The sequence below is a fragment of the Enterobacter cloacae complex sp. FDA-CDC-AR_0132 genome (genome assembly GCF_003010695.1).
GTDB lineage: Bacteria > Pseudomonadota > Gammaproteobacteria > Enterobacterales > Enterobacteriaceae > Enterobacter > Enterobacter ludwigii.
On record NZ_CP027618.1, the window covers coordinates 1,150,792 to 1,176,044 of the forward strand.

The 25,253-nt window shown below is 52.1% G+C and carries 20 protein-coding genes, 2 tRNA genes and 4 rRNA genes; 13 read left to right on the forward strand and 13 right to left on the reverse strand.

What is annotated here, in order from left to right:
* Positions 1-184: 184 nt before the first annotated feature.
* The 4 genes from dusB to AM379_RS05580 all read left to right on the forward strand — a co-directional run bounded on the left by dusB (position 185) and on the right by AM379_RS05580 (position 4,048).
* On the forward strand, positions 185-1,150 hold the full coding sequence (gene dusB / locus AM379_RS05565; RefSeq protein WP_014171871.1) for a tRNA dihydrouridine synthase DusB: 966 nt from the start codon (positions 185-187) through the stop codon (positions 1,148-1,150).
* Between the two features lie 23 nt (positions 1,151-1,173).
* On the forward strand, positions 1,174-1,470 hold the full coding sequence (fis, locus tag AM379_RS05570; protein WP_000462905.1) for a DNA-binding transcriptional regulator Fis: 297 nt from the start codon (positions 1,174-1,176) through the stop codon (positions 1,468-1,470).
* Positions 1,471-1,650: 180 nt separating this feature from the next.
* On the forward strand, positions 1,651-1,815 hold the full coding sequence (locus AM379_RS05575) for a DUF2556 family protein (protein ID WP_020883498.1): 165 nt from the start codon (positions 1,651-1,653) through the stop codon (positions 1,813-1,815).
* A gap of 139 nt (positions 1,816-1,954) precedes the next feature.
* Positions 1,955-4,048: a putative bifunctional diguanylate cyclase/phosphodiesterase gene (locus AM379_RS05580; RefSeq protein WP_106503529.1), complete on the forward strand. Its 2,094-nt coding sequence runs from the start codon at positions 1,955-1,957 to the stop codon at positions 4,046-4,048.
* Here the strand turns inward: AM379_RS05580 and envR are convergent.
* A complete protein-coding gene (gene envR, locus AM379_RS05585; protein WP_072031459.1) occupies positions 3,979-4,671 on the reverse strand; it encodes an acrEF/envCD operon transcriptional regulator in 693 nt (230 codons plus the stop codon). The two genes, AM379_RS05580 and envR, sit on opposite strands and share 70 nt — an antisense overlap.
* A gap of 383 nt (positions 4,672-5,054) precedes the next feature.
* Between envR and AM379_RS05590 the strand changes: the two genes are divergently transcribed.
* The 7 genes from AM379_RS05590 (at position 5,055) to AM379_RS05620 (ending at position 14,485) form a co-directional block, all read left to right on the forward strand.
* Positions 5,055-6,194 carry an efflux RND transporter periplasmic adaptor subunit gene (locus tag AM379_RS05590; RefSeq protein WP_032679074.1) on the forward strand — a complete coding sequence of 380 codons (1,140 nt, stop codon included), beginning with the start codon at positions 5,055-5,057 and terminating at the stop codon, positions 6,192-6,194.
* Between the two features lie 11 nt (positions 6,195-6,205).
* Complete coding sequence (locus AM379_RS05595) at positions 6,206-9,319, forward strand: efflux RND transporter permease subunit (protein WP_032679075.1); 3,114 nt, start codon at positions 6,206-6,208, stop codon at positions 9,317-9,319.
* 303 nt (positions 9,320-9,622) lie between these two features.
* The gene (locus tag AM379_RS05600; RefSeq protein ID WP_008502867.1) at positions 9,623-9,844 is read left to right on the forward strand and encodes a lipoprotein; all 222 of its coding nucleotides are present in this window, start codon (positions 9,623-9,625) and stop codon (positions 9,842-9,844) included.
* Positions 9,845-10,331: 487 nt separating this feature from the next.
* Positions 10,332-11,357 carry an amino acid ABC transporter substrate-binding protein gene (locus AM379_RS05605; RefSeq protein WP_014171877.1) on the forward strand — a complete coding sequence of 342 codons (1,026 nt, stop codon included), beginning with the start codon at positions 10,332-10,334 and terminating at the stop codon, positions 11,355-11,357.
* 67 nt (positions 11,358-11,424) lie between these two features.
* On the forward strand, positions 11,425-12,606 hold the full coding sequence (locus AM379_RS05610) for an amino acid ABC transporter permease (RefSeq protein WP_032679077.1): 1,182 nt from the start codon (positions 11,425-11,427) through the stop codon (positions 12,604-12,606).
* A 9-nt stretch (positions 12,607-12,615) separates the two neighbouring features.
* Entirely contained in the window at positions 12,616-13,719 is a 1,104-nt protein-coding gene (locus tag AM379_RS05615) for an amino acid ABC transporter permease (protein ID WP_032679078.1), read from the forward strand.
* Positions 13,720-13,726: 7 nt separating this feature from the next.
* Positions 13,727-14,485, forward strand: a complete 759-nt coding sequence (locus AM379_RS05620; RefSeq protein ID WP_014171880.1) for an amino acid ABC transporter ATP-binding protein — start codon at positions 13,727-13,729, stop codon at positions 14,483-14,485.
* Positions 14,486-14,588: 103 nt separating this feature from the next.
* Here AM379_RS05620 and rrf (AM379_RS05625) read toward each other — a convergent pair.
* The 6 genes from rrf (AM379_RS05625) to AM379_RS05650 form a co-directional block, all read right to left on the reverse strand.
* Positions 14,589-14,704, reverse strand: a 5S ribosomal RNA gene (gene rrf, locus AM379_RS05625).
* 43 nt (positions 14,705-14,747) lie between these two features.
* A tRNA-Thr gene (locus AM379_RS05630) sits at positions 14,748-14,823 on the reverse strand.
* 14 nt (positions 14,824-14,837) lie between these two features.
* Positions 14,838-14,953, reverse strand: a 5S ribosomal RNA gene (gene rrf, locus AM379_RS05635).
* A gap of 65 nt (positions 14,954-15,018) precedes the next feature.
* Positions 15,019-17,925 (reverse strand): 23S ribosomal RNA (locus AM379_RS05640).
* Positions 17,926-18,117: 192 nt separating this feature from the next.
* A tRNA-Glu gene (locus AM379_RS05645) sits at positions 18,118-18,193 on the reverse strand.
* Between the two features lie 85 nt (positions 18,194-18,278).
* A 16S ribosomal RNA gene (locus AM379_RS05650) occupies positions 18,279-19,818 on the reverse strand.
* The 16S, 23S and 5S rRNA genes sit together here with 2 tRNA genes alongside, the layout of an rRNA operon.
* A gap of 472 nt (positions 19,819-20,290) precedes the next feature.
* Here AM379_RS05650 and AM379_RS05655 point away from each other — a divergent pair.
* Positions 20,291-20,845 carry a gamma carbonic anhydrase family protein gene (locus AM379_RS05655; RefSeq protein ID WP_032679081.1) on the forward strand — a complete coding sequence of 185 codons (555 nt, stop codon included), beginning with the start codon at positions 20,291-20,293 and terminating at the stop codon, positions 20,843-20,845.
* Here the strand turns inward: AM379_RS05655 and AM379_RS05660 are convergent.
* Genes AM379_RS05660 through dprA form a run of 6 tightly spaced genes read right to left on the reverse strand, consistent with a single transcriptional unit; the run spans position 20,821 to position 24,604 of the window.
* A complete protein-coding gene (locus AM379_RS05660) occupies positions 20,821-21,069 on the reverse strand; it encodes a DUF1488 domain-containing protein (RefSeq protein WP_014171883.1) in 249 nt (82 codons plus the stop codon). The two genes, AM379_RS05655 and AM379_RS05660, sit on opposite strands and share 25 nt — an antisense overlap.
* Positions 21,066-21,884: a shikimate dehydrogenase gene (gene aroE, locus AM379_RS05665; protein WP_032679083.1), complete on the reverse strand. Its 819-nt coding sequence runs from the start codon at positions 21,882-21,884 to the stop codon at positions 21,066-21,068. Before aroE ends, AM379_RS05660 begins: the two co-directional genes overlap by 4 nt.
* A gap of 4 nt (positions 21,885-21,888) precedes the next feature.
* Positions 21,889-22,461, reverse strand: coding sequence for an L-threonylcarbamoyladenylate synthase type 1 TsaC (tsaC, locus tag AM379_RS05670; protein WP_020882978.1), 573 nt, complete (start codon positions 22,459-22,461; stop codon positions 21,889-21,891).
* Positions 22,451-23,008 carry a DNA topoisomerase family protein gene (locus AM379_RS05675; RefSeq protein WP_014171886.1) on the reverse strand — a complete coding sequence of 186 codons (558 nt, stop codon included), beginning with the start codon at positions 23,006-23,008 and terminating at the stop codon, positions 22,451-22,453. The genes tsaC and AM379_RS05675 overlap by 11 nt, the downstream gene beginning before the upstream one ends.
* Before the next feature lie 26 nt (positions 23,009-23,034).
* On the reverse strand, positions 23,035-23,508 hold the full coding sequence (gene smg / locus AM379_RS05680; RefSeq protein ID WP_014171887.1) for a DUF494 family protein Smg: 474 nt from the start codon (positions 23,506-23,508) through the stop codon (positions 23,035-23,037).
* The gene (gene dprA, locus AM379_RS05685; protein WP_106503530.1) at positions 23,480-24,604 is read right to left on the reverse strand and encodes a DNA-protecting protein DprA; all 1,125 of its coding nucleotides are present in this window, start codon (positions 24,602-24,604) and stop codon (positions 23,480-23,482) included. The genes smg and dprA overlap by 29 nt, the downstream gene beginning before the upstream one ends.
* A gap of 128 nt (positions 24,605-24,732) precedes the next feature.
* Between dprA and def the strand changes: the two genes are divergently transcribed.
* On the forward strand, positions 24,733-25,242 hold the full coding sequence (gene def, locus AM379_RS05690) for a peptide deformylase (RefSeq protein ID WP_008503479.1): 510 nt from the start codon (positions 24,733-24,735) through the stop codon (positions 25,240-25,242).
* The last annotated feature ends 11 nt before the right edge of the window (positions 25,243-25,253 follow it).

Sequence of the window (25,253 nt, forward strand, 5' to 3'; positions counted from 1 at the left end):
GGCTATAAAATAATCATTCCATCATAACTTTATGATTTAACAGGTTTATAATTTTCACCTGAAGGACAGAGCGGCGATTCCTTGATCTACAACAGTGGATTGTTCAAAGTTTGGCCTTTCATCTCGTGCAAAAAATGCGTAATATACGCCGCCTTGCAGTCACAGTATGGTCATTTCTTAACTCATGCGCATCGGACACTACCAGCTCAGAAATCGCCTGATCGCAGCCCCAATGGCAGGTATTACCGACCGGCCGTTCAGGACGCTGTGCTATGAGATGGGGGCAGGTTTAACCGTTTCCGAGATGATGTCGTCTAACCCACAAGTGTGGGAAAGCGATAAGTCCCGCCTTCGGATGGTGCACGTTGATGAACCAGGTATTCGCACCGTGCAAATTGCCGGAAGCGTGCCTGAAGAGATGGCAGATGCCGCGCGGATTAACGTGGAAAGTGGCGCCCAGATTATTGATATCAATATGGGTTGCCCGGCCAAGAAAGTGAATCGCAAGCTTGCAGGTTCAGCCCTTCTGCAATACCCCGACCAGGTGAAGTCTATCCTGACCGCGGTTGTCAGCGCAGTGGACGTTCCTGTTACGTTGAAGATTCGCACGGGTTGGTCGCCGGAACACCGTAACTGTGTAGAGATTGCCCAACTGGCCGAAGACTGTGGCATTCAGGCCCTGACCATCCATGGACGCACTCGCGCCTGTTTGTTCAATGGTGAAGCTGAATACGACAGCATTCGGGCAGTTAAGCAGAAAGTTTCCATTCCGGTTATCGCGAATGGTGACATTACTGACCCGCTTAAAGCCAGAGCTGTGCTCGACTATACGGGAGCTGATGCTCTGATGATAGGACGTGCCGCTCAGGGAAGACCCTGGATCTTTCGGGAAATCCAGCATTATCTGGACACTGGGGAGTTGCTTGCCCCACTGCCACTGGCAGAGGTAAAGCGCTTGCTTTGTTCGCATGTTCGGGAATTGCATGACTTTTATGGTCAGGCAAAAGGGTACCGAATTGCGCGTAAACACGTATCCTGGTATCTCCAGGAGCACGCTCCAAATGACCAGTTTCGGCGCACATTCAACGCCATAGAGGATGCCAGCGTACAGCTGGAGGCGTTGGAGGCATACTTCGAAAATCTTGCGTAATGAAATAAAGAGCTGACAGAACTATGTTCGAACAACGCGTAAATTCTGACGTACTGACCGTTTCTACCGTTAACTCTCAGGATCAGGTGACTCAAAAGCCCCTGCGTGACTCGGTTAAACAGGCACTGAAGAACTATTTTGCTCAACTGAACGGTCAGGATGTTAATGACCTGTATGAGCTGGTACTGGCTGAAGTTGAACAGCCACTGTTGGACATGGTGATGCAATACACCCGCGGTAACCAAACCCGCGCTGCCCTGATGATGGGTATCAACCGTGGTACACTGCGTAAGAAACTGAAAAAATACGGCATGAACTAATTTCGGTTAGCGAAATGCTTGTTTAAAAAGGCGCTACCTGGCATGGGGATGCGCCTTTTTTATTGCCCGCGCCTGTCACCGTCAAGGCTGTGTAAACCTTCGTTTATCCCCCTTTTAAACCGCGACTTTTCGTGTATATTTCCACCACCTCACTGAACCTCTTCGCCCGGAACGATACGCATGATTCGTAAATACTGGTGGCTGGTTGTATTTGCTGTCTCGGTTTTCCTCTTCGACGCGCTCCTGATGCAGTGGATTGAACTGATGAGCACTGAAGCCGATAAGTGTCGCAATATGAATTCCGTAAATCCGCTAAAATTAGTGAACTGCTCAGAACTCGACTAACCGCCTGACGTCGCTAAACTCACTGTTATGACCCACTAAAAACGGGGATTTAAATCCCTTTGAGCCGTTACCTTACAATGATAATGTCTCGCCCTTCTCAACCGCGCCTGCGTAACCTCACACTCGAGTAGAACCGATCATGCTGGTTAGCCAATACAACCATATCCTCGTCGTCCTCTCCTTTGTTGTTGCTATCCTTGCTGCCTATACCGCGCTGAATATGGCTGCTCGTGTTGCCGGGAGTCAGGGCGTGGCTGCGCGCGTCTGGCTGGCCGGCGGCGGTATTGCCATGGGGATTGGCGTGTGGGCCATGCATTTTATCGGCATGCTGGCGATGGACCTCTCCATGAGCATGCGCTACAACGCGACCCTGACGGTGCTATCCATGGTTATCGCCGTGGGCTCGTCACTGTTTGCGCTGTGGCTCGTTAGCTGTGAGCAGTTACGTTTGCGCCGTCTGCTGCCCGGTGCGTTAGTGATGGGCTGCGGCATTGTGGCGATGCATTACACCGGCATGGCGGCGCTGGAAGTCTCTCCCGGTATTATCTGGGACAAAACATGGGTGGCCATTTCGGTTGTCATTGCGCTTGCGGCTTCGCTCGCCGCATTATGGCTGACGTTCCGCTTGCGGCATGAAGCGTCTCAGGTGTCGCTGATGCGTTTTGCCGCCGCCGTTACGATGGGGATCGCCATTGCCGGTATGCACTATGCCGGGATGAAAGCCGCTCAGTTTCCCATGTCGACCATGACACACCATGAAGGTATTAACGGCAGCTGGCTGGCAGTACTGGTCAGCGTCGTCGCACTCTCCATACTGGGGATCACGCTGCTGGTCTCGATGCTGGATGCCCGCCTTCAGGCACGAACCTCCCTTCTGGCCTCATCCCTTGCAGAAGCGAACCGCGAACTCGCTCAACTGGCTTTGCAGGATACGCTGACGCGTCTGCCAAACCGTGTTTTGCTGGAGGACCGACTCGATCAGGCCATCAGCAAAGCTGACCGTGAAGGCACCCATTTTGCACTGATGTTCATGGATCTCGACGGGTTTAAAACCATCAACGATGCGTACGGCCATGATGTCGGTGACAGACTGCTTGTCGCCGTGACGCAGCGCCTGCTCACGCCCCTGAAGGGTCAGTTCACCCTTGCCCGTATCGGTGGTGATGAGTTTGTTCTGCTGGCAGAAGGAGAAGGTCCGAATGATGCGGCCTCGCTGGCCAACTCGCTGGTTCGCGCTATCGATAGCCCGTTCAATCTGGATCCCTATGAACTGGTGGTAACCCTTAGCATTGGTATCGCGCTCTATCCCCACGACGGTAAAACCGAGCGCGAGCTGATGTTTAACGCCGATGCGGCGATGTACCACACGAAGCACATGGGCCGAAACGGTTATCACTTTTTCCAGCCCTCCATGAACACCCTGGCGCAGACCCATCTCCAGTTGATGAACGATCTGTGGCTGGCTATCGATCGTAATGAACTGCGCCTGCTTTATCAGCCAAAATTCCACGCACCGGCGGGTCCTGTCCTTGGGTTCGAGGCGCTATTGCGCTGGCAACACCCGAAGCAGGGATTGCTGACGCCAGACCTGTTCCTGCCGCTGGCGGAAAAAACGGGGCTGATCATCCCGATTGGTAACTGGGTGCTTAATGAGGCCTGCCGTCAGTTGCGGGAGTGGCACCTTCAGGGGCATCAAAACTGGTCGATGGCGGTGAACCTGTCGACACTGCAGTTTGAGCAACCTTCACTGGTTAAAACGGTGCTCGACTGCCTGACACGTCACAACGTACCGCCGGAGATGCTGATCCTTGAAGTGACGGAAACCACGGCGATGAGCAACCCGGATGAGAGTGTGCGCGTGCTGACAGAGCTGACGGACGCGGGCGTGAAAGCGTCCATTGATGATTTTGGTACCGGCTACTCCAGCCTGCTTTATCTCAAGCGCCTGCCGGCCTGTGAATTGAAAATCGACAGAGCGTTCGTGAAAGAGTTAAGCGGTGAAAGCGAAGACGCCACCATTGTCTCAGCGATCGTGGCCCTGGCAAAAACGCTAAATCTGAAAGTCGTAGCGGAAGGGGTGGAAACCGAAGCACAGCAAACCTTTTTGACGGCGCTGGGCTGCAACACGCTTCAGGGCTATCTGTTGGGCAAACCGGTCAGTGCTCAGACCATCGAAACGCTCTGCGCGCAAGGGGAAATGTTACCTGGCGCTGAGCTAAAATCATCCTCATGAGGCGACACCCGCACGACAGGGAGTGTCGCCAGAATGCTATCAACCAGCGCAGGAGCCTGCTGATAAAGATTAAAGCTGCTGTTATTCATTAACCAGTTTTTAATGATTCCGCTGAAAAAACCGTGGAAAACAATCAGGGTCAGATCAACATTTACCTGTGACGAAATGAGGTTCAGAGAAATACAGTCCTGCAACGTGGTACGTAAAGACTCATAATTAAAACCAATACGTTTTCTGATTTCACACTCTGAAATCATATCGCTATTAAATTCACACTTATGATACAAAATTTGCAAAAGAGCGCATTGCCGAGGCTCATGTGCAATATATTGCAACGCAGCAATAAATTGCTCACGAAGCATTAACAAAGGATCGCTGCCCGCAGAAAGAGAAAGTCTGTCACGAATGATGTCACGAAACGGTAATTGCTGTTCCCAGATGGCATTAAATATTTCTGATTTACTGGTAAAATGCCAATAGATGGCACCCCGTGTAACATTTGCTGCATCCGCGATATCCGTCAGCGTCGTGTTCGCCACGCCCCGCGTCGCAAACTGCCCGATAGCCGCTTCAATCAGCTGCTGACGGGTCTGTTGAGCCTCTTCTTTCTTTTTACGCGCCATAGACGACTACTCGTTACTCACAAGGTTTATATTTACACGGATCAGGTACACGAAAGTATTCACTACTTTGCGTTTTAATTTTGCACAAAAAAAGTCAAATCGCTTAATTAATAATTTAGACAAATGCATAGATATAATTAAATTCATGAGACGAATAATTGAACCACGTTAAATGCCATTTATCTGATTAACCAGCCAGAAGTATATCCTCGCTAACACCAGGTTTGATTCTGATTTTTGCCTTAAGGCCTGTTCATTCGCACTTATAAATTAAAAAACATTAATTACCCTCATTATTATACGCCCTACATTTTATTTTTATCCCTCTGCCCTGCTACCGATTCACGGCAAATATCGGTTCATGGGTATTTAAAGGAACAGTAATGACGAATTATTTCAGACGTTTGCCCTTATCCGGTTTTATTGTCTGCGCGGTACTGCTCACTGGATGCGATGGTCAGGAAAACCAACCACCGCATCCGCAGGCGCCTCAGGTCAGCGTGCATATAGTGAAAAGCGCCCCTCTGGCTGTCACCACCGAACTCCCGGGCAGAACAGATGCCTTTCGCGTTGCGGAGGTTCGTCCTCAGGTAAGCGGCATCATATTGCGTCGTAACTTCACAGAGGGAAGTGATGTAAAAGCCGGCGAGTCACTTTATCAGATCGATCCTGCCACCTATCAGGCCGCGTATGACAACGCGAAAGGTGAACTCGCGAAGGCCCAGGCGGCGGCTAACATTGCGCACCTGACGGTAAAACGTTATCTCACGCTGGTTGGCACGCAGTATGTCAGCAAGCAGGAATACGACCAGGCCGTGGCGACAGCGCAGCAAGCAGATGCCAGCGTCGTTGCCGCACAGGCAGGCGTTGAAAGCGCGCGCATTAATCTTGCCTATACCAAAGTGACGTCTCCCGTCGAGGGTCGCATCGGTAAATCCAGCGTCACCGAAGGCGCACTGGTGACGAACGGGCAAGCCGCAGCCCTGGCAACGGTTCAGCAGCTTGATCCGATGTATGTCGACGTCACCCAGTCCAGCAGTGATTTTATGCGTCTGAAGCAGACGAGCCTGCAAAAAGGAGAGGCCACCAGCACCGTTGAGCTGGTGATGGAGAATGGTCAGCCCTACCCGTTGAAAGGTACGCTGCAGTTCTCGGATGTCACGGTCGACGAAAGTACCGGCTCTATCACCTTGCGCGCGATTTTCCCAAACCCACAGCACCTGCTGTTGCCTGGCATGTTTGTCCGGGCCCGCATTGATGAAGGCACACAGCCTGATGCGATTCTGGTCCCACAACAAGGCGTGACCCGCACGCCGCGCGGTGATGCATCCGTTCTGGTGGTTAACGATAAAAACCAGGTTGAGTCACGTACCGTCGTTGCCCCTCAGGCGATTGGCGATCGCTGGCTGGTGACGGAAGGGCTGAAAAATGGCGACCGCGTCATTATCAGCGGCTTACAAAAAGTCAGACCGGGCGCTACCGTCGTCGCGACGCCTGATACCACCACGACTCCAGCCGGTTAAGGGACGACGACATGGCTAATTTCTTTATCCAACGGCCGGTTTTCGCTTGGGTGCTTGCCATCATTTTGATGATTGCAGGCGGGCTGGCTATTCTCAAACTGCCCATAGCGCAGTATCCGACCATTGCCCCTCCCGCCGTGGCTATCACCGCAACGTATCCGGGTGCTGATGCGCAAACGGTGCAGGATACCGTAACGCAGGTTATCGAACAGAACATGAACGGTATCGATAACCTGATGTATATGTCATCCACCAGCGATTCCGCAGGTAATGTCACCATCACGCTGACCTTCCAGTCTGGAACAGACCCGGACATTGCGCAGGTACAGGTGCAGAACAAACTGCAGCTCGCCATGCCGCTGCTACCACAAGAGGTCCAGCAGCAAGGGATCGGTGTTGAGAAGTCCAGCAGCAGCTTCCTGCTGGTCGCAGGCTTTGTTTCCGATAACAAAGACCTCACGCAGGATGACATCTCTGACTATGTCGCGTCTAACGTGAAAGATGCCATTAGCCGCACCACGGGAGTTGGTGATGTGCAGCTGTTTGGTGCCCAGTATGCGATGCGCATCTGGCTCGACAGCAACGCGATGAACAAATACCAGCTGACGCCACTGGATGTGATTAATCAGCTGAAAACGCAGAACGACCAGATAGCGGCCGGCCAGTTAGGCGGAACGCCGTCAGTACCGGGGCAGCAGTTGAACGCCTCGATCATTGCACAAACGCGTCTGAAATCTCCGGAAGAGTTTGGCCGCGTGACGCTCAAGGTGAACCAGGACGGCTCCATGGTTCATCTGAAAGATGTGGCCCGCATTGAGCTGGGTGGCGAAAACTACAATATGGTCACCAAAATCAACGGGCAAGCGGCAACCGGCCTGGGGATTAAGCTGGCTACCGGTGCAAACGCACTGGACACGGCCGCCGCCATCAAGAGCAAACTGGCCCAGCTCCAGCAGTTCTTCCCGCAGGGGCTGAAAGTAGTCTACCCCTATGACACCACGCCTTTTGTGAAGATCTCTATCCACGAAGTGGTGAAAACGCTGTTCGAAGCGATCATTCTCGTCTTCCTGGTGATGTATCTTTTCCTGCAAAACCTGCGGGCGACGCTTATCCCGACAATTGCGGTGCCGGTCGTGCTGTTGGGTACGTTTGCGATCCTGGCGGCGTTCGGTTTCTCCATCAACACCCTGACCATGTTCGGTATGGTGCTGGCGATTGGCCTGCTGGTTGATGACGCCATCGTGGTGGTTGAGAACGTCGAACGCGTCATGGTTGAGGACAAGCTGCCGCCAAAAGAGGCGACGCAGAAGTCGATGGGGCAGATACAGGGCGCACTGGTGGGTATCGCCATGGTGCTCTCGGCGGTCTTTATCCCCATGGCCTTTTTTGGCGGTTCAACGGGAGCCATCTATCGTCAGTTCTCGCTGACCATTGTCTCGGCTATGGCGCTGTCAGTGCTGGTCGCTCTGATTCTGACACCGGCACTGTGCGCCACCTTGCTTAAGCCCGTCTCCAGCGATAGCCACGAAAAGAAAGGTGGCTTCTTCGGCTGGTTTAATGCGCTCTTTGACCGGAGCGTGGAGCATTACAGCAATAGCGTAAGCGGCATTTTGCGTAAGACCGGGCGCTATCTGGTGGTATACGTCATCATCGTCGGGGGCATGGCCGTACTGTTCCTGCGCTTACCCACCTCCTTCCTGCCCGAAGAGGATCAGGGGGTATTTATGACCATGGTCCAGCTCCCCGCCGGTGCCACCCAGATGCGAACCCAGCAGGTGCTTGACCAGGTTCAAAACTATTATCTCAACAACGAGAAGGCTAACGTTGAATCGGTGTTTACCGTGAACGGCTTTAGCTTTAGTGGTCAGGGTCAGAACTCCGGTATTGCGTTCGTTAGCCTAAAGCCCTGGGAAGCGCGTCCCGGAGCAGAAAATAGCGTTGAGGCGATCGTAAGGCGTGCGACGAAGGCCTTCAGTCAGATTAAAGATGGCCTCGTGTTCCCGTTTAACCTGCCAGCGATTATCGAGCTGGGTACCGCAACGGGCTTTGACTTTGAGTTGATTGATCAAGCTAACCTGGGGCATACCCAACTGACCCAGGCGCGTAATCAACTGCTCGGCATGGTGAAAGCGCACCCCGATCTGCTGGTTCGCGTTCGTCCTAACGGTCTGGAAGATACCCCACAGTTCAAACTGGATGTCGACCAGGAGAAGGCACAGGCGTTGGGCGTCAGCCTCTCTGACGTCAACCAGACGATCTCGACGGCATTGGGGGGAACCTATGTGAACGACTTTATCGATCATGGACGCGTGAAAAAAGTGTACGTCCAGGCCGACGCTCACTTCCGTATGTTGCCAGGGGACATCAACAACCTCTACGTGCGCAGCGCGAATGGTGAAATGGTGCCGTTCTCCTCCTTTAGCAGCTCGCACTGGGTGTATGGCTCGCCTCGCCTGGAGCGCTACAACGGAATGCCTTCGATGGAGATCCTCGGTGAGTCCGCGCCGGGTAAAAGTACCGGTGAGGCGATGGCCTTGATGGAGAACCTCGCCGCAAAACTGCCTTCCGGTATCGGCCATGACTGGACGGGAATGTCTTATCAGGAACGACTTTCTGGTAACCAGGCACCTGCCCTGTACGCCATTTCATTGATTGTGGTGTTCCTGTGCCTGGCTGCGCTTTATGAAAGCTGGTCTATTCCCTTCTCGGTCATGCTGGTTGTGCCGCTGGGTGTCACGGGCGCGCTTCTCGCCGCATCGATTCGCGGGTTAAATAATGATGTCTATTTCCAGGTCGGCCTGCTGACAACGATTGGTCTGTCGGCGAAAAACGCCATTCTGATCGTCGAGTTTGCTAAGGATCTGATGGATAAAGAAGGTAAAGGGATCATTGAAGCCACACTGGAAGCATCCAGAATGCGCCTTCGACCGATCCTGATGACGTCGCTGGCCTTTATCCTTGGCGTGATGCCACTGGTCATCAGCAGAGGAGCCGGGAGCGGCGCGCAAAATGCTGTCGGGACAGGTGTTATGGGAGGGATGCTTTCCGCAACGCTTCTGGCAATTTTCTTCGTGCCCGTCTTCTTTGTGGTTGTCCGGCGCCGGTTTACGAAACATAAAGAGTAATGTTTCTCAAAAAAGGCACCTCAGGTGCCTTTTTTATTTTTAGCATAAACAATGAATTAGATATGTCATACTCACAGCATTAATAGTTAACCATTTGCATTAAGTAAAAATGCCGCGTTACGTCTTCATATTTTCTCCATTAATTCATCCTGACAGCGACTTTTCTCCACGATTTTTACAAACAACATAATTTGAGATTATTCCCCGTGCAACGTTGCCTTATCCCGGTGGTAAAATAGTCTCCAGTTCGTTAATAGCCCTCCTGGCTGTATAGCGAATGAGAAATAATACTGAGGTAACATCATGAAAAGATTCATTTCCGTTGCACTACTCGCTGCGCTGCTTGCTGGATGCGCGCACGACTCTCCATGTGTACCGGTATACGACGATCAAGGCCGACTGGTTCATACCAATACCTGTATGAAAGGCACCACTCAGGACAACTGGGAAACAGCAGGTGCTATCGCCGGTGGTGCTGCCGCAGTGGCAGGTTTGACGCTGGGTATCGTTGCTCTGACGAAGTAACATCAGAACGTATCATGTGTGTAGAAAGCGCGGCTCTGTCCGCGCTTTTGCTTTTAAAGAGTGCAGCGTTTTCAGATAAGTAAAAAAATAGCCCCGTCTTTACCCAGACTGTTTATTTCATTCTGCGGACAGTCACATATTTTTAATGCACAGCGTTAAATTACATATTCTATCGTGATGATTTTCACATATTAATTACATTTAATACCCTGCCAATATTCACCCCAGAAACTATCTCTTCTTTTTAAGGTATAGCCGCTGAAAGTTTTGCTCCGATTTGTGGCACAGGTTGTAATTTCGCACCGTTTCGGGGCGCTCTCTTTATTTAACCCTGTCTACACTCAGCATTATGCGTTCATTGGTCACCTATTTTGTTGAGCGCAAAACCTGGCATTACGTTTGCTTTATAAACGTTGGCCAAAGCCACAGACAGGTAAAGCGTTTAAAACGCCTCTATAACGATAAATTTCGCCACACAGGATGCATTATGAAAAAGACGATGATAGCCAGCCTGGCCGCCGCGGGCATGTTGTTTGCTGTAGCCGGTCAGGCCCATGCGGGTACGACACTGGATGCCGTTAAAAAGAAAGGGTTTGTTCAATGTGGGATCAGTGACGGTTTACCTGGCTTCTCTTATGCCGATGCAAACGGCAAATTTACCGGTATTGATGTTGATGTCTGCCGCGGTGTTGCCGCCGCCGTTTTCGGTGACGACAGTAAAGTAAAATATACCCCGCTGACGGCGAAAGAACGTTTTACTGCATTACAGTCTGGCGAAGTTGACATGCTTTCCCGTAATACCACCTGGACCTCCTCCCGTGATGCAGGCATGGGAATGGCATTTACTGGCGTGACCTATTATGACGGTATCGGTTTCCTGACCCACAATAAAGCGGGGCTGAAAAGCGCCAAAGAGCTGGATGGCGCGACCGTTTGTATCCAGGCCGGTACCGATACCGAGCTGAACGTCGCGGATTATTTCAAAGCAAATAACATGAAATATACCCCTGTGACATTCGATCGCTCCGATGAATCGGCCAAAGCGCTGGAATCCGGTCGTTGCGACACGCTGGCTTCTGACCAGTCACAGCTGTACGCCTTGCGTATTAAGCTGAGCAACCCGGCGGAGTGGATTGTCCTGCCCGAAGTGATCTCCAAGGAGCCTCTTGGACCGGTTGTGCGTCGTGGCGATGAAGACTGGTTCTCCATTGTTCGCTGGACGCTGTTTGCCATGCTGAATGCCGAAGAGATGGGCATCAACTCGAAAAACGTCGACGAGAAAGCCGCTAAACCGTCCACGCCGGATATGGCTCATCTGCTGGGAACAGAGGGCGATTTCGGGAAGGATCTGAAGCTGGATAACAAGTGGGCTTACAACATCATCAAACAGGTGGGTAACTACGCTGAGATCTTTGAGCGCAACGTGGGATCGGAAAGCCCTCTGAAGATCAAACGCGGCCAGAACAATCTCTGGAACAACGGCGGTATTCAGTACGCGCCACCAGTACGTTAAGTCATTGCTGTAACGGGCACTGTTAAGGCAGTGCCCGCCCCAGAGTCATGGTTACCGAGGTTTCTTTATGTCCCATCGCCGCTCAGCCGTAAAAGGATCGCTATCCTTTTCTCATCCCGCGGTCCGCGCCTGGCTATTCCAGGTTATTGCGATTATTGCGGTTGTTCTTATCGCCGTGTATCTCATCCATAACACTATAACCAACCTGAATAATCGCGGTATTACCTCAGGCTTTGCTTTTCTGGATCGCAGCGCGGGGTTTGGCATTGTTCAACACCTTATTGATTATCAGGAAGGCGACACGTATGGACGCGTGTTCGTGGTCGGTTTACTGAATACGCTGCTGGTCTCTGCACTTTGTATTGTTTTTGCCTCCATACTGGGCTTCTTTATTGGTCTGGCACGTTTGTCCGAAAACTGGCTGCTACGCAAACTGTCTACTTTTTATATTGAGACGTTCCGTAATATCCCGCCGCTGCTGCAGATCTTTTTCTGGTATTTTGCCGTGCTGCGCAACCTGCCGGGGCCACGTCAGGCTATTGATGCTCTTGATCTGTTTTTCCTGAGTAATCGCGGGTTGTATATTCCTTCTCCGCAGCCGGGTGAAGGGTTGTATGCCTTCATTGCCGCCCTTGTAATAGCGCTTGCTCTCTCAGCTGCCATATTCCGCTATAACCGCAAGCATCAGTTCAAAACCGGGCAGCTTCGTAAAACCTGGCCAACCGCCGCCATCCTTATCATTGGCCTGCCACTCCTGACACACTGGCTGTTTGGGGCCGCCCTTCACTGGGATATTCCGCAGCTGCGTGGCTTTAACTTCCAGGGCGGAATGGTTTTAATTCCTGAGCTGGCAGCACTGACGCTGGCGCTTTCGATTTATACCTCTGCATTTATCGCCGAGATTATTCGTGCGGGGATCCAGGCCGTTCCTTACGGACAACACGAGGCGGCACGCTCGCTGGGATTACCCCATACGGTGACGCTTCGTCAGGTCATTATTCCGCAAGCGTTACGGGTCATCATTCCGCCGCTGACCAGTCAATACCTCAATATTGTCAAAAACTCATCGCTGGCGGCCGCCATTGGCTACCCCGATATGGTGTCGCTGTTTGCCGGAACCGTGCTTAACCAGACCGGACAAGCCATTGAAACTATCGCCATCACAATGTCTGTCTATCTGATCATCAGCCTGGTGATTTCGTTGCTGATGAACCTCTATAACCGTCGTATAGCACTGGTCGAGCGCTAAGGATCTATGATGACAAAAGCGATACTGTCGCACTCCTCGCGCCCTGCCGGTTCGACAGGCGGACGTTTAATTCTCTGGGCGCGTAAGAATCTGTTCTCCAGCTGGAGTAACAGCCTGCTGACAATTGTATGTTTGTGGCTTATGTGGGAATTAATTCCACCGCTGCTGAACTGGGCTTTTTTACAGGCTAACTGGTCGGGATCCACTCGCGCAGACTGCACAAAAGCAGGGGCCTGCTGGGTGTTTATCCATGAGCGCTTTGGCCAGTTCATGTATGGATTGTATCCGCATGAACAGCGCTGGCGGATTAATCTGGCACTGGCCATCGGGCTGCTCTCCATCGCCGTAATGTTCTGGAAAAAACTGCCTCATCGGGGCCGTTATATTGCCTGTTGGGCAGTGGTGTATCCCATTATTGTTTGGGGGCTGTTGTATGGCGGCTTCCTGGGGCTGGAACGTGTTGAAACACGTCAGTGGGGTGGGTTAACGCTGACGCTGATTATCGCGTCCGTTGGGATAGCCGGCGCACTGCCATGGGGTATTTTGCTCGCGCTTGGGCGGCGCTCAAAAATGCCTGTCGTACGTGTGCTTTCCGTTATTTTCATTGAATTCTGGCGTGGCGTACCGCTTATCACCGTTCTGTTTATGTCTTCGGTCATGTTGCCGCTGTTTATGGCAGAAGGGACAACGATAGACAAACTGATCCGTGCCCTGGTCGGGGTCATCCTTTTCCAGTCCGCTTACGTTGCGGAAGTGGTGCGTGGGGGCCTGCAGGCTCTGCCTAAAGGTCAGTACGAAGCGGCGGAATCACTGGCGCTTGGCTACTGGAAAACGCAGGGACTGGTGATATTGCCACAAGCACTCAAGCTGGTTATCCCGGGCCTGGTCAATACCATCATTGCCCTCTTCAAAGATACCAGCCTGGTGATCATCATCGGGCTGTTCGATCTCTTTAGCAGCGTGCAACAGGCGACCGTTGACCCTGCCTGGCTGGGTATGTCCACCGAGGGATATGTCTTCGCTGCTCTGATCTACTGGATCTTTTGTTTTAGCATGTCGCGCTATAGCCAGCATCTGGAAAAGCGCTTTAACACCGGGCGTACACCGCACTGAGGAAATTATGAGCCAGATTACTATGACACCTGCCGACGCGATGATTACGCTGGAAAACGTGAATAAATGGTACGGGCAGTTTCATGTTTTGAAAGACATTAACCTCAAGGTTAAGCAGGGAGAACGGATCGTTCTTTGTGGCCCTTCCGGGTCCGGAAAATCCACGACCATTCGCTGTATTAACCACCTTGAAGAACATCAGCAGGGGCGCATTGTTGTTGATGGCATCGAGTTGAATGAAGATATTCGTAACATCGAACGGGTGCGCCAGGAAGTGGGAATGGTGTTTCAGCACTTTAACTTGTTTCCCCATCTGACCGTTCTGCAGAACTGTACGCTTGCGCCAATTTGGGTACGAAAGATGCCTAAAAAGGAGGCTGAAGCACTGGCGATGCACTACCTGGAACGGGTACGTATCGCAGAGCACGCCAATAAATTTCCCGGCCAGATATCAGGCGGTCAGCAACAGCGTGTGGCTATCGCCCGTTCGCTCTGTATGAAACCGAAAATTATGCTTTTTGATGAACCGACATCCGCCCTGGATCCGGAAATGGTGAAAGAGGTACTGGATACCATGATTGGACTGGCGCAGTCCGGGATGACCATGCTGTGTGTGACGCATGAAATGGGGTTTGCCAGAACCGTGGCCGATCGGGTGATCTTTATGGATCGTGGGGAAATCGTTGAGCAGGCACCGCCGGATGAGTTCTTCGCACATCCTAAATCTGAACGTACACGGGCTTTCCTGTCACAAGTGATCCATTAAGCGTGTCTTAGCCCGGTGGCGCTTCGCTTACCGGGTCTGACTTTTTCCGGGAAAAATAACGCAAAAAGGCCATCCTTTCGGATGGCCTCTTCACTTGTTTGATGTCTGGCAGTTCCCTACTCTCACATGGGGAGACCCCACACTACCATCGGCGCTACGGCGTTTCACTTCTGAGTTCGGCATGGGGTCAGGTGGGACCACCGCGCTAAAGCCGCCAGACAAATTCTTTTACTTCTTGCCGAACTTTAACCTAAGTATAAAGTGGTGCTGATACCCAGAGTCGAACTGGGGACCTCACCCTTACCAAGGGTGCGCTCTACCAACTGAGCCATATCAGCACGCTAAATTTGATGCCTGGCAGTTCCCTACTCTCGCATGGGGAGACCCCACACTACCATCGGCGCTACGGCGTTTCACTTCTGAGTTCGGCATGGGGTCAGGTGGGACCACCGCGCTAAAGCCGCCAGGCAAATTCTGTTAATCTGTATCAGCTGAAAATCGTCTCTCTCACGCCAAAACACCTTCGGCGTTGTAAGGTTAAGCCTCACGGTTCATTAGTATCGGTTAGCTCAACGCATCGCTGCGCTTACACACCCGACCTATCAACGTCGTAGTCTTCAACGTTCCTTCAGGAGACTTAAAGTCTCAGGGAGAACTCATCTCGGGGCAAGTTTCGTGCTTAGATGCTTTCAGCACTTATCTCTTCCGCATTTAGCTACCGGGCAGTGCCATTGGCATGACAACCCGAACACCAGTGATGCGTCCACTCCGGTCCTCTCGTACTAGGAGCAGCCCCCCTCAATTCTCCAGCGCCCACGGCAGATAGGGACCGAACTGTCTCACGACGTTCTAAACCCAGCTCGCGTACCACTTTAAATGGCGAACAGCCATACCCTTGGGACCTACTTCAGCCCCAGGATGTGATGAGCCGACATCGAGGTGCCAAACACCGCCGTCGATATGAACTCTTGGGCGGTATCAGCCTGTTATCCCCGGAGTACCTTTTATCCGTTGAGCGATGGCCCTTCCATTCAGAACCACCGGATCACTATGACCTGCTTTCGCACCTGCTCGAGCCGTCACTCTCGCAGTCAAGCTAGCTTATGCCATTGCACTAACCTCCTGATGTCCGACCAGGATTAGCTAACCTTCGTGCTCCTCCGTTACTCTTTGGGAGGAGACCGCCCCAGTCAAACTACCCACCAGACACTGTCCGCAACCCGGATCACGGGTCTACGTTAGAACACCAGCCATTAAAGGGTGGTATTTCAAGGTTGGCTCCACGCAGACTGGCGTCCACGCTTCAAAGCCTCCCACCTATCCTACACATCAAGGACCAGTGTTCAGTGTCAAGCTATAGTAAAGGTTCACGGGGTCTTTCCGTCTTGCCGCGGGTACACTGCATCTTCACAGCGAGTTCAATTTCACTGAGTCTCGGGTGGAGACAGCCTGGCCATCATTACGCCATTCGTGCAGGTCGGAACTTACCCGACAAGGAATTTCGCTACCTTAGGACCGTTATAGTTACGGCCGCCGTTTACCGGGGCTTCGATCAAGAGCTTCGCGTTACCGCTAACCCCATCAATTAACCTTCCGGCACCGGGCAGGCGTCACACCGTATACGTCCACTTTCGTGTTTGCACAGTGCTGTGTTTTTAATAAACAGTTGCAGCCAGCTGGTATCTTCGACTGATTTCAGCTCCACCCGCAGGGGCTTCACCTACATATCAGCGTGCCTTCTCCCGAAGTTACGGCACCATTTTGCCTAGTTCCTTCACCCGAGTTCTCTCAAGCGCCTTGGTATTCTCTACCTGACCACCTGTGTCGGTTTGGGGTACGATTTGATGTTACCTGATGCTTAGAGGCTTTTCCTGGAAGCAGGGCATTTGTTACTTCAGCACCGTAGTGCCTCGTCATCACACCTCAGCGTTAATAAACGACCGGATTTACCTAATCGTTCCGCCTACATGCTTAAACCGGGACAACCGTCGCCCGGCTAACATAGCCTTCTCCGTCCCCCCTTCGCAGTAACACCAAGTACAGGAATATTAACCTGTTTCCCATCGACTACGCCTTTCGGCCTCGCCTTAGGGGTCGACTCACCCTGCCCCGATTAACGTTGGACAGGAACCCTTGGTCTTCCGGCGAGCGGGCTTTTCACCCGCTTTATCGTTACTTATGTCAGCATTCGCACTTCTGATACCTCCAGCACCCCTCACAGGACACCTTCAACGGCTTACAGAACGCTCCCCTACCCAACAACGCATAAGCGTCGCTGCCGCAGCTTCGGTGCATGGTTTAGCCCCGTTACATCTTCCGCGCAGGCCGACTCGACCAGTGAGCTATTACGCTTTCTTTAAATGATGGCTGCTTCTAAGCCAACATCCTGGCTGTCTGTGCCTTCCCACATCGTTTCCCACTTAACCATGACTTTGGGACCTTAGCTGGCGGTCTGGGTTGTTTCCCTCTTCACGACGGACGTTAGCACCCGCCGTGTGTCTCCCGTGATAACATTCTTCGGTATTCGTAGTTTGCATCGGGTTGGTAAGCCGGGATGGCCCCCTAGCCGAAACAGTGCTCTACCCCCGAAGATGAGTTCACGAGGCGCTACCTAAATAGCTTTCGGGGAGAACCAGCTATCTCCCGGTTTGATTGGCCTTTCACCCCCAGCCACAAGTCATCCGCTAATTTTTCAACATTAGTCGGTTCGGTCCTCCAGTTAGTGTTACCCAACCTTCAACCTGCCCATGGCTAGATCACCGGGTTTCGGGTCTATACCCTGCAACTTAACGCCCAGTTAAGACTCGGTTTCCCTTCGGCTCCCCTATACGGTTAACCTTGCTACAGAATATAAGTCGCTGACCCATTATACAAAAGGTACGCAGTCACCCCATAAAAGAGGCTCCCACTGCTTGTACGTACACGGTTTCAGGTTCTTTTTCACTCCCCTCGCCGGGGTTCTTTTCGCCTTTCCCTCACGGTACTGGTTCACTATCGGTCAGTCAGGAGTATTTAGCCTTGGAGGATGGTCCCCCCATATTCAGACAGGATACCACGTGTCCCGCCCTACTCTTCGAGTTCACAGCCTGTGTGCTTTCGTGTACGGGACTTTCACCCTGTACCGTGCGACTTTCCAGACGCTTCCACTAACACACAAGCTGATTCAGACTCTGGGCTGCTCCCCGTTCGCTCGCCGCTACTGGGGGAATCTCGGTTGATTTCTTTTCCTCGGGGTACTTAGATGTTTCAGTTCCCCCGGTTCGCCTCGTTAACCTATGTATTCAGTTAACGATAGTGTGACGGATCACACTGGGTTTCCCCATTCGGACATCGCCGGGTCAAAGGTTCATATCACCTCGCCGGCGCTTTTCGCAGATTAGCACGTCCTTCATCGCCTCTGACTGCCAGGGCATCCACCGTGTACGCTTAGTCGCTTAACCTCACAACCCGAAGATGTTTCTTTCGATTCATCATCGACTTGCGAAAATTTGAGAGACTCGAACACACATAACATGTGTGTCGTTTCAATTTTCAGCTTGATCCAGATTTTTAAAGAGCAAATATCTCAAACGTCACCCGAAGATGAGTTTTGAGATATGTCGGCAGGTGACTTTCACTCACGAACCAGCAAGTGGCGTCCCCTAGGGGATTCGAACCCCTGTTACCGCCGTGAAAGGGCGGTGTCCTGGGCCTCTAGACGAAGGGGACACTGAAGTCTCAATCGCAAGACGCCTTGCTATTTACTTTTCATCAGACAATCTGTGTGAGCACTACAAAGGCAGGTTCTTTAAGGTAAGGAGGTGATCCAACCGCAGGTTCCCCTACGGTTACCTTGTTACGACTTCACCCCAGTCATGAATCACAAAGTGGTAAGCGCCCTCCCGAAGGTTAAGCTACCTACTTCTTTTGCAACCCACTCCCATGGTGTGACGGGCGGTGTGTACAAGGCCCGGGAACGTATTCACCGTAGCATTCTGATCTACGATTACTAGCGATTCCGACTTCATGGAGTCGAGTTGCAGACTCCAATCCGGACTACGACGCACTTTATGAGGTCCGCTTGCTCTCGCGAGTTCGCTTCTCTTTGTATGCGCCATTGTAGCACGTGTGTAGCCCTACTCGTAAGGGCCATGATGACTTGACGTCATCCCCACCTTCCTCCAGTTTATCACTGGCAGTCTCCTTTGAGTTCCCGGCCGGACCGCTGGCAACAAAGGATAAGGGTTGCGCTCGTTGCGGGACTTAACCCAACATTTCACAACACGAGCTGACGACAGCCATGCAGCACCTGTCTCAGAGTTCCCGAAGGCACCAAAGCATCTCTGCTAAGTTCTCTGGATGTCAAGAGTAGGTAAGGTTCTTCGCGTTGCATCGAATTAAACCACATGCTCCACCGCTTGTGCGGGCCCCCGTCAATTCATTTGAGTTTTAACCTTGCGGCCGTACTCCCCAGGCGGTCGACTTAACGCGTTAGCTCCGGAAGCCACGCCTCAAGGGCACAACCTCCAAGTCGACATCGTTTACGGCGTGGACTACCAGGGTATCTAATCCTGTTTGCTCCCCACGCTTTCGCACCTGAGCGTCAGTCTTTGTCCAGGGGGCCGCCTTCGCCACCGGTATTCCTCCAGATCTCTACGCATTTCACCGCTACACCTGGAATTCTACCCCCCTCTACAAGACTCTAGCCTGCCAGTTTCGAATGCAGTTCCCAGGTTGAGCCCGGGGATTTCACATCCGACTTGACAGACCGCCTGCGTGCGCTTTACGCCCAGTAATTCCGATTAACGCTTGCACCCTCCGTATTACCGCGGCTGCTGGCACGGAGTTAGCCGGTGCTTCTTCTGCGGGTAACGTCAATTGCTGTGGTTATTAACCACAACACCTTCCTCCCCGCTGAAAGTACTTTACAACCCGAAGGCCTTCTTCATACACGCGGCATGGCTGCATCAGGCTTGCGCCCATTGTGCAATATTCCCCACTGCTGCCTCCCGTAGGAGTCTGGACCGTGTCTCAGTTCCAGTGTGGCTGGTCATCCTCTCAGACCAGCTAGGGATCGTCGCCTAGGTGAGCCGTTACCCCACCTACTAGCTAATCCCATCTGGGCACATCTGATGGCAAGAGGCCCGAAGGTCCCCCTCTTTGGTCTTGCGACGTTATGCGGTATTAGCTACCGTTTCCAGTAGTTATCCCCCTCCATCAGGCAGTTTCCCAGACATTACTCACCCGTCCGCCACTCGTCACCCGAGAGCAAGCTCTCTGTGCTACCGTTCGACTTGCATGTGTTAGGCCTGCCGCCAGCGTTCAATCTGAGCCATGATCAAACTCTTCAATTTAAGTTTGATGCTCGTGAATTAAACTTCGTAATGAATTACGTATGTTCACTCAGAGACTTGGTATTCATTTTTTGTCCGAAGACATTAAGAATCCATGTCACTTTGAGTGCCCACACAGATTGTCTGATAAATTGTTAAAGAGCAGTTGCGACGCGGCTTACAGCTCACCGTCGCGAGGTGGCGTATATTACGCTTTCCTCTTTCAGAGTCAACCCTGAAGTTCAGGATTTTTTCTCTTCAACCAACCGGGTTAACTGTGAAGTGATTCACATCCGCCGTGTCGATGGAGGCGCATTATAGGGATCCCAATTTTTAGCACAAGTACTTTTTGGATCTTTTTTTCCAACTGTCGATTTTCCGCGCTTTTCGCTGAAATCCCACCCAATATGCTTAAATATTGACGCTTTTTGCCTTGCCTCGATCCATTAATATGATCAAGTCTTCTATATAGTGCTCATCGTTCGAGGTAGATATGTCCGCAGTGTTACGTCCTTATAAAGATCTTCTCCCCCAAAAAGGCGATCGCGTGATGATCGATGCCAGCAGCGTGGTCATCGGCGATGTTCGAATGGCCGATGACGTCAGTATCTGGCCGCTCGTCGCCATTCGGGGGGATGTAAACTATGTGGCCATTGGTGCACGCACCAATATTCAGGACGGTAGCGTTCTGCACGTAACCCACAAATCCTCCTATAACCCCCAGGGCAATCCACTCATCATTGGAGAAGATGTCACCGTCGGCCATAAAGTGATGCTTCACGGCTGCACTATTGGTAATCGAGTTCTCGTTGGCATGGGGTCGATTTTGCTGGATGGCGTCATTGTAGAAGATGACGTGATGATTGGCGCAGGCAGCCTTGTTCCCCAGAACAAAAGACTGGAGAGCGGCTATCTCTATTTGGGAAGCCCGGTAAAACAGATCCGCCCCCTGAAGGAGGCAGAGATCGAAGGATTAAAATACTCGGCGAATAACTACGTTAAATGGAAGAATGACTATCTGAGTCAGGATACCCAGACCCAGCCCTGATCGTCTTCCTGCTGATCGCGGATTAAATCGCTGGCTTCCTCTTCAAGATCCCAGCGATTTTCACAAAACACCTCTAACGGGTCTGAACCACCAAAGCGACGCAACAGCGTTTCCCCACGAATGGCGCAGGTAAGTTGCATTCCATGCACCAGCACCGGGAAACAGACCGCCTGTTTACTCTCGTCCCAGCTTTCCCTGTCCGGAAAATGAATTGCCTGATTCACGCCCTGAGCTCCCTTTTCAGCTTTTCAATGACCGGTTCGACCGAAGGCAATACACCGTGCCAGAGCAACACCGCGTGTGCCGCCTGCCCTACCAGCATTCCCAGCCCATCGGCTACGTGTTTTCCGCCGTGCTGTTCACACCAGTTCAAAAAAGGTGTCTTCCCTTTCTGATAGAACATGTCGTAGAAGTAAATATGGGCACTTACCAGCGAAGCAGGGATCGCCGGCACGTCACCACCGATACCGCTGGAGGTGGCGTTGATGATCAGATCAAACTCACGATCGGCAAGTTCATCCAGGGCGACCGCGCTCACGCTGCCGGTATGTGCGAACAACGTAGCCAGCGCTTCTGCCCGCGAGAAGGTCCTGTTTGTAATGGTCACCGCGCAATCCAGTGACAGCAGAGGCAGCAATACTCCCCGCGACGCTCCGCCCGCACCAATCAGCAGAACCCTGAAACCAGGCTTAATAAACGAGAGCCTTTCCAGATCGCTCAGTAATCCAATTCCGTCAGTGTTGTCTCCCAGCAGGCGTCCATCCTCAAGCCGTTTTAAGGTATTCACTGCACCCGCAAGGGAAGCACGCTCGGTGAGTTCATCCGCACGTTCGAAGGCTTCCTCTTTAAACGGTACCGTTACATTCACACCTTTGCCACCCGCGTTGAAGAAACCCTCCAGCGCAGGAATAAATGCATCAACGGGTGCCAGCACGCGGCCATAGGGATGATTTATTTGCAGTTGCTCGGCAAACAGTTGATGGATTAACGGTGACTTGCTGTGCGCTATCGGATTACCAAAAACAGCATAGGTTTCCATTGGATTACCCCTGGCGAAAACGTTCGCCGGTCAAGGCGTCGCGGATTTCAGACGGATTGAGGCGCCCTCCCGTCTCACCAACGGCAACCGGGAAATCATTCCCAAACTGCGCCCGTACTTCGTCGGTTGTGCGGCAAGGTGGCTGCCCGGTCAGATTCGCGCTGGTTGAGACCAGTGGTTTCCCAAAGGCCAGGCAAAGCTCGACCACCAGCGGATGGTCCGTTACGCGCACGGCGAGGGAATCAAAGCGCCCAGTCAACCAGCGCGGCGTTGTCGGCTTCGCCGGGAAAACAAAGGTCACGGGGCCGGGCCATGCTGAGAAAATAGTCTCCCGCTGCTCCGGCGTTAGCATGGAATCATCGATATAAGGCTTAAGCTGCTCATAGTTAGCAGCGATTAAAATAAGCCCTTTTTCGACTGGCCTCTGTTTAAGTGTGAGCAGTCGGCCAACGGCCGTTTCGCTGTCAGGATCGCAACCGACCCCAAAAACAGCTTCAGTTGGATAGGCGATGACTTCTTCATTTTTCAGGACATCCACCGCATGAGCAATGGAGCCTGATGGCAGGTTATTCTTCACTATTTTGATCCGCCGGAACCGGCTTTCCACATTGTTTACTGGCGCAGAAGCGTTTCAAACCTTGCGCCGTTTTTTTCTCTATAAGTAGCGGATAATTGCAATGAGAGCAGACACCCGCTACCGGTTTGAAATTGATAACAAACTGACATTCAGGATAGCGATCGCAGGAATGAAAGGTCTTACCAAAACGAGAACGGCGCTGCACGAGCTGTCCACGCTGGCATTGAGGACAGGCAATAGCCGTTTCATCAGGTTTATCAATTTGTTCTGTATGTTCACATTCAGGATAGTGGCTACAGCCAATAAACATGCCGAAACGACCCTGACGTAGCGCTAACTCGCCGCCGCAAAGAGGGCAAAGCTGTCCCTCCAGAATTTTGACGATATGTCCATCCGCCTGGCTTTTCAGGGGACGGACATAATCACATTCCGGATAGTGGGAACAACCGAGAAACGGGCCGTGTTTCCCGGACCGAATAACAAGTTCAGCCCCGCACTGCGGGCAGGGCTCATTTTTATGCACCGTGAATAGTGCTGATTTGGCCATAACAACTCTTGGTGCTGCACATTGAATTAATGCAGCATACCTTCATTCACTTCAAAGAGTAATTCTTCCATTTGCTGATAGGCATTTTCACAGCCTGGAATATTAAACAGAACCATCAGGATGACCCACTTGAGGTCTTCCAGTTCGAAGTCTGCCGTATCCAGCGCCATAACGCGCTCTATCACCATCTCTCTCGTTTCGAGGTTTAGCACCTGAATCTGCTCAAGGAATAAAATGAATCCCCGGCAGCTCGCGTCCAGCCTTTCACACTCTTCAGCTGTGTAGATGCGCACAGACAATGGGTCAGAAGCTAACTGCATCGGTTCGGCGAGGCCTTCCTGATAATCAGCCAGTTTTTCCAGCCACATCAACGCATTATAGATATCTTCCCGCTCAAACCCCGCATCGGTAAGATCCTGTGTCAATTTGTCCTGATCCACTCGCATTTCTGCTTCGTTATGGATGTAAGTCTCAAACAAATACATCAGTACGTCGAACATGGCTTGCCCTCCTTAATCGGACATAGCCGCCGGGTACAGCTGCGATCCATCCTGCTAACTCCAGTTCGAGTAGCTGTGCTACCGTAACTGGCACAGGTTGGCCGGCACGTTCAGCGACAACGTCAACAGGTGTTACCTCATCTCCTACGTTAGCCAGGAGCTTGGGAAATGGCAATGCCACCTTTCCCTGATCTGATGAATAATGTCGCTTTTCGGGATCTTCCTGCAGCCATTGCAATCCATATTGCAAATTTTCAAGAATGTCCCTGACTTCCGTTACCGGTGTTGCACCCTGCTTTATCAACCAGTGCGGCCCTTCGCATCCCGGGTTTCCAATTGGGCCGGGTAAGGCAAACACGTCTCGCCCCTGCTCAAGCGCGCACCGTGCGGTCACAAGCGAACCGCTGCGTACCGCTGCTTCAACCACGAACACCCCCTGACTTAGCCCGCTGATAATTCGATTACGCCGGGGGAAGTGTCCCGGCCGGGGCTGCGCTGACAGCGGAAACTCAGACACTATCGCGCCACCAGAATCGATAAGCCGCGCAGCCAGCGCCTGATGCCGACGAGGATAAATACTAAAGAGACCGTTACCCAGCACCGCAACGCTACGCCCTTTTGCCGATAGCGCAGCGTTGTGGGCGACACCGTCAATTCCGCAGGCCAGCCCGCTGGTGATCGTTAAACCACTTTGAGAAAGCTGTTCACAGAGAATTTTTCCCCATCGCTCGCCGTACCATGACGGTGCACGGCTGCCAACAACCGCCAGCTGAACTGCATTCAGTACATCAGGGTTGCCTTTAACAAAGACTGCGCCTGGATAATCCGGGATCGTCCGGAGTAAAGGAGGATAAAGAGGGTGATCCGCCGTGATCAGATAGTTACCCGGCTGCTCAAGCCAGAGCAGGCTACTTTCCAGCTCACTTTCTCTAAGCGCAAAGAACCGTGCAGCCTGTTTGACAGACAGACCGGCGTCTCTGACAACGGGACCATCAATGGTTGTCTGGTTGTACAATCGTGCTGCCGCTTCCAGCATCACATCGCCATAAAGAGAACCGGTGTGTATTAACCGTAGCCATAACTCAGTCGACGTCATCCTTTCCCCTGCCATAAGCGGCCTCCGCAATCATTGCGATTGGTCACTGATGCTGTCAATCGATGGGGGTTTTGTCTAGAATAGGAGATAATATTCTTATCAACTCCTGAACACGACTCTGGAAATTTATGGCAGTTTTGCAAGTGTTACATATTCCGGACGAGCGCCTTCGCATCGTCGCTGAACCGGTAAAAGAAGTGAATGCAGAAATTCAGCGTATCGTTGATGATATGTTCGATACCATGTACGCCGAAGAAGGTATTGGTCTTGCGGCCACTCAGGTCGACATTCACAAGCGTATCATCGTGATCGACGTATCTGAAAATCGCGATGGCCGCCTGGTGTTAATCAATCCTGAGCTGCTCGAGAAGAGTGGCGAAACAGGTATTGAGGAAGGTTGTCTGTCTATTCCGGAACAGCGTGCTTTAGTGCCGCGTGCCGAAAAAGTGAAAATTCGCGCCCTGGATCGTGACGGCAATCCGTTCGAACTGGAAGCTGACGACCTGCTGGCGATCTGTATTCAGCATGAGATGGATCATCTGGTCGGTAAACTGTTTATCGATTATCTCTCGCCGCTGAAGCAGCAACGAATTCGTCAGAAAGTAGAGAAACTGGATCGTTTGCGTTCTCGCGCATAACGTCCCCCCGG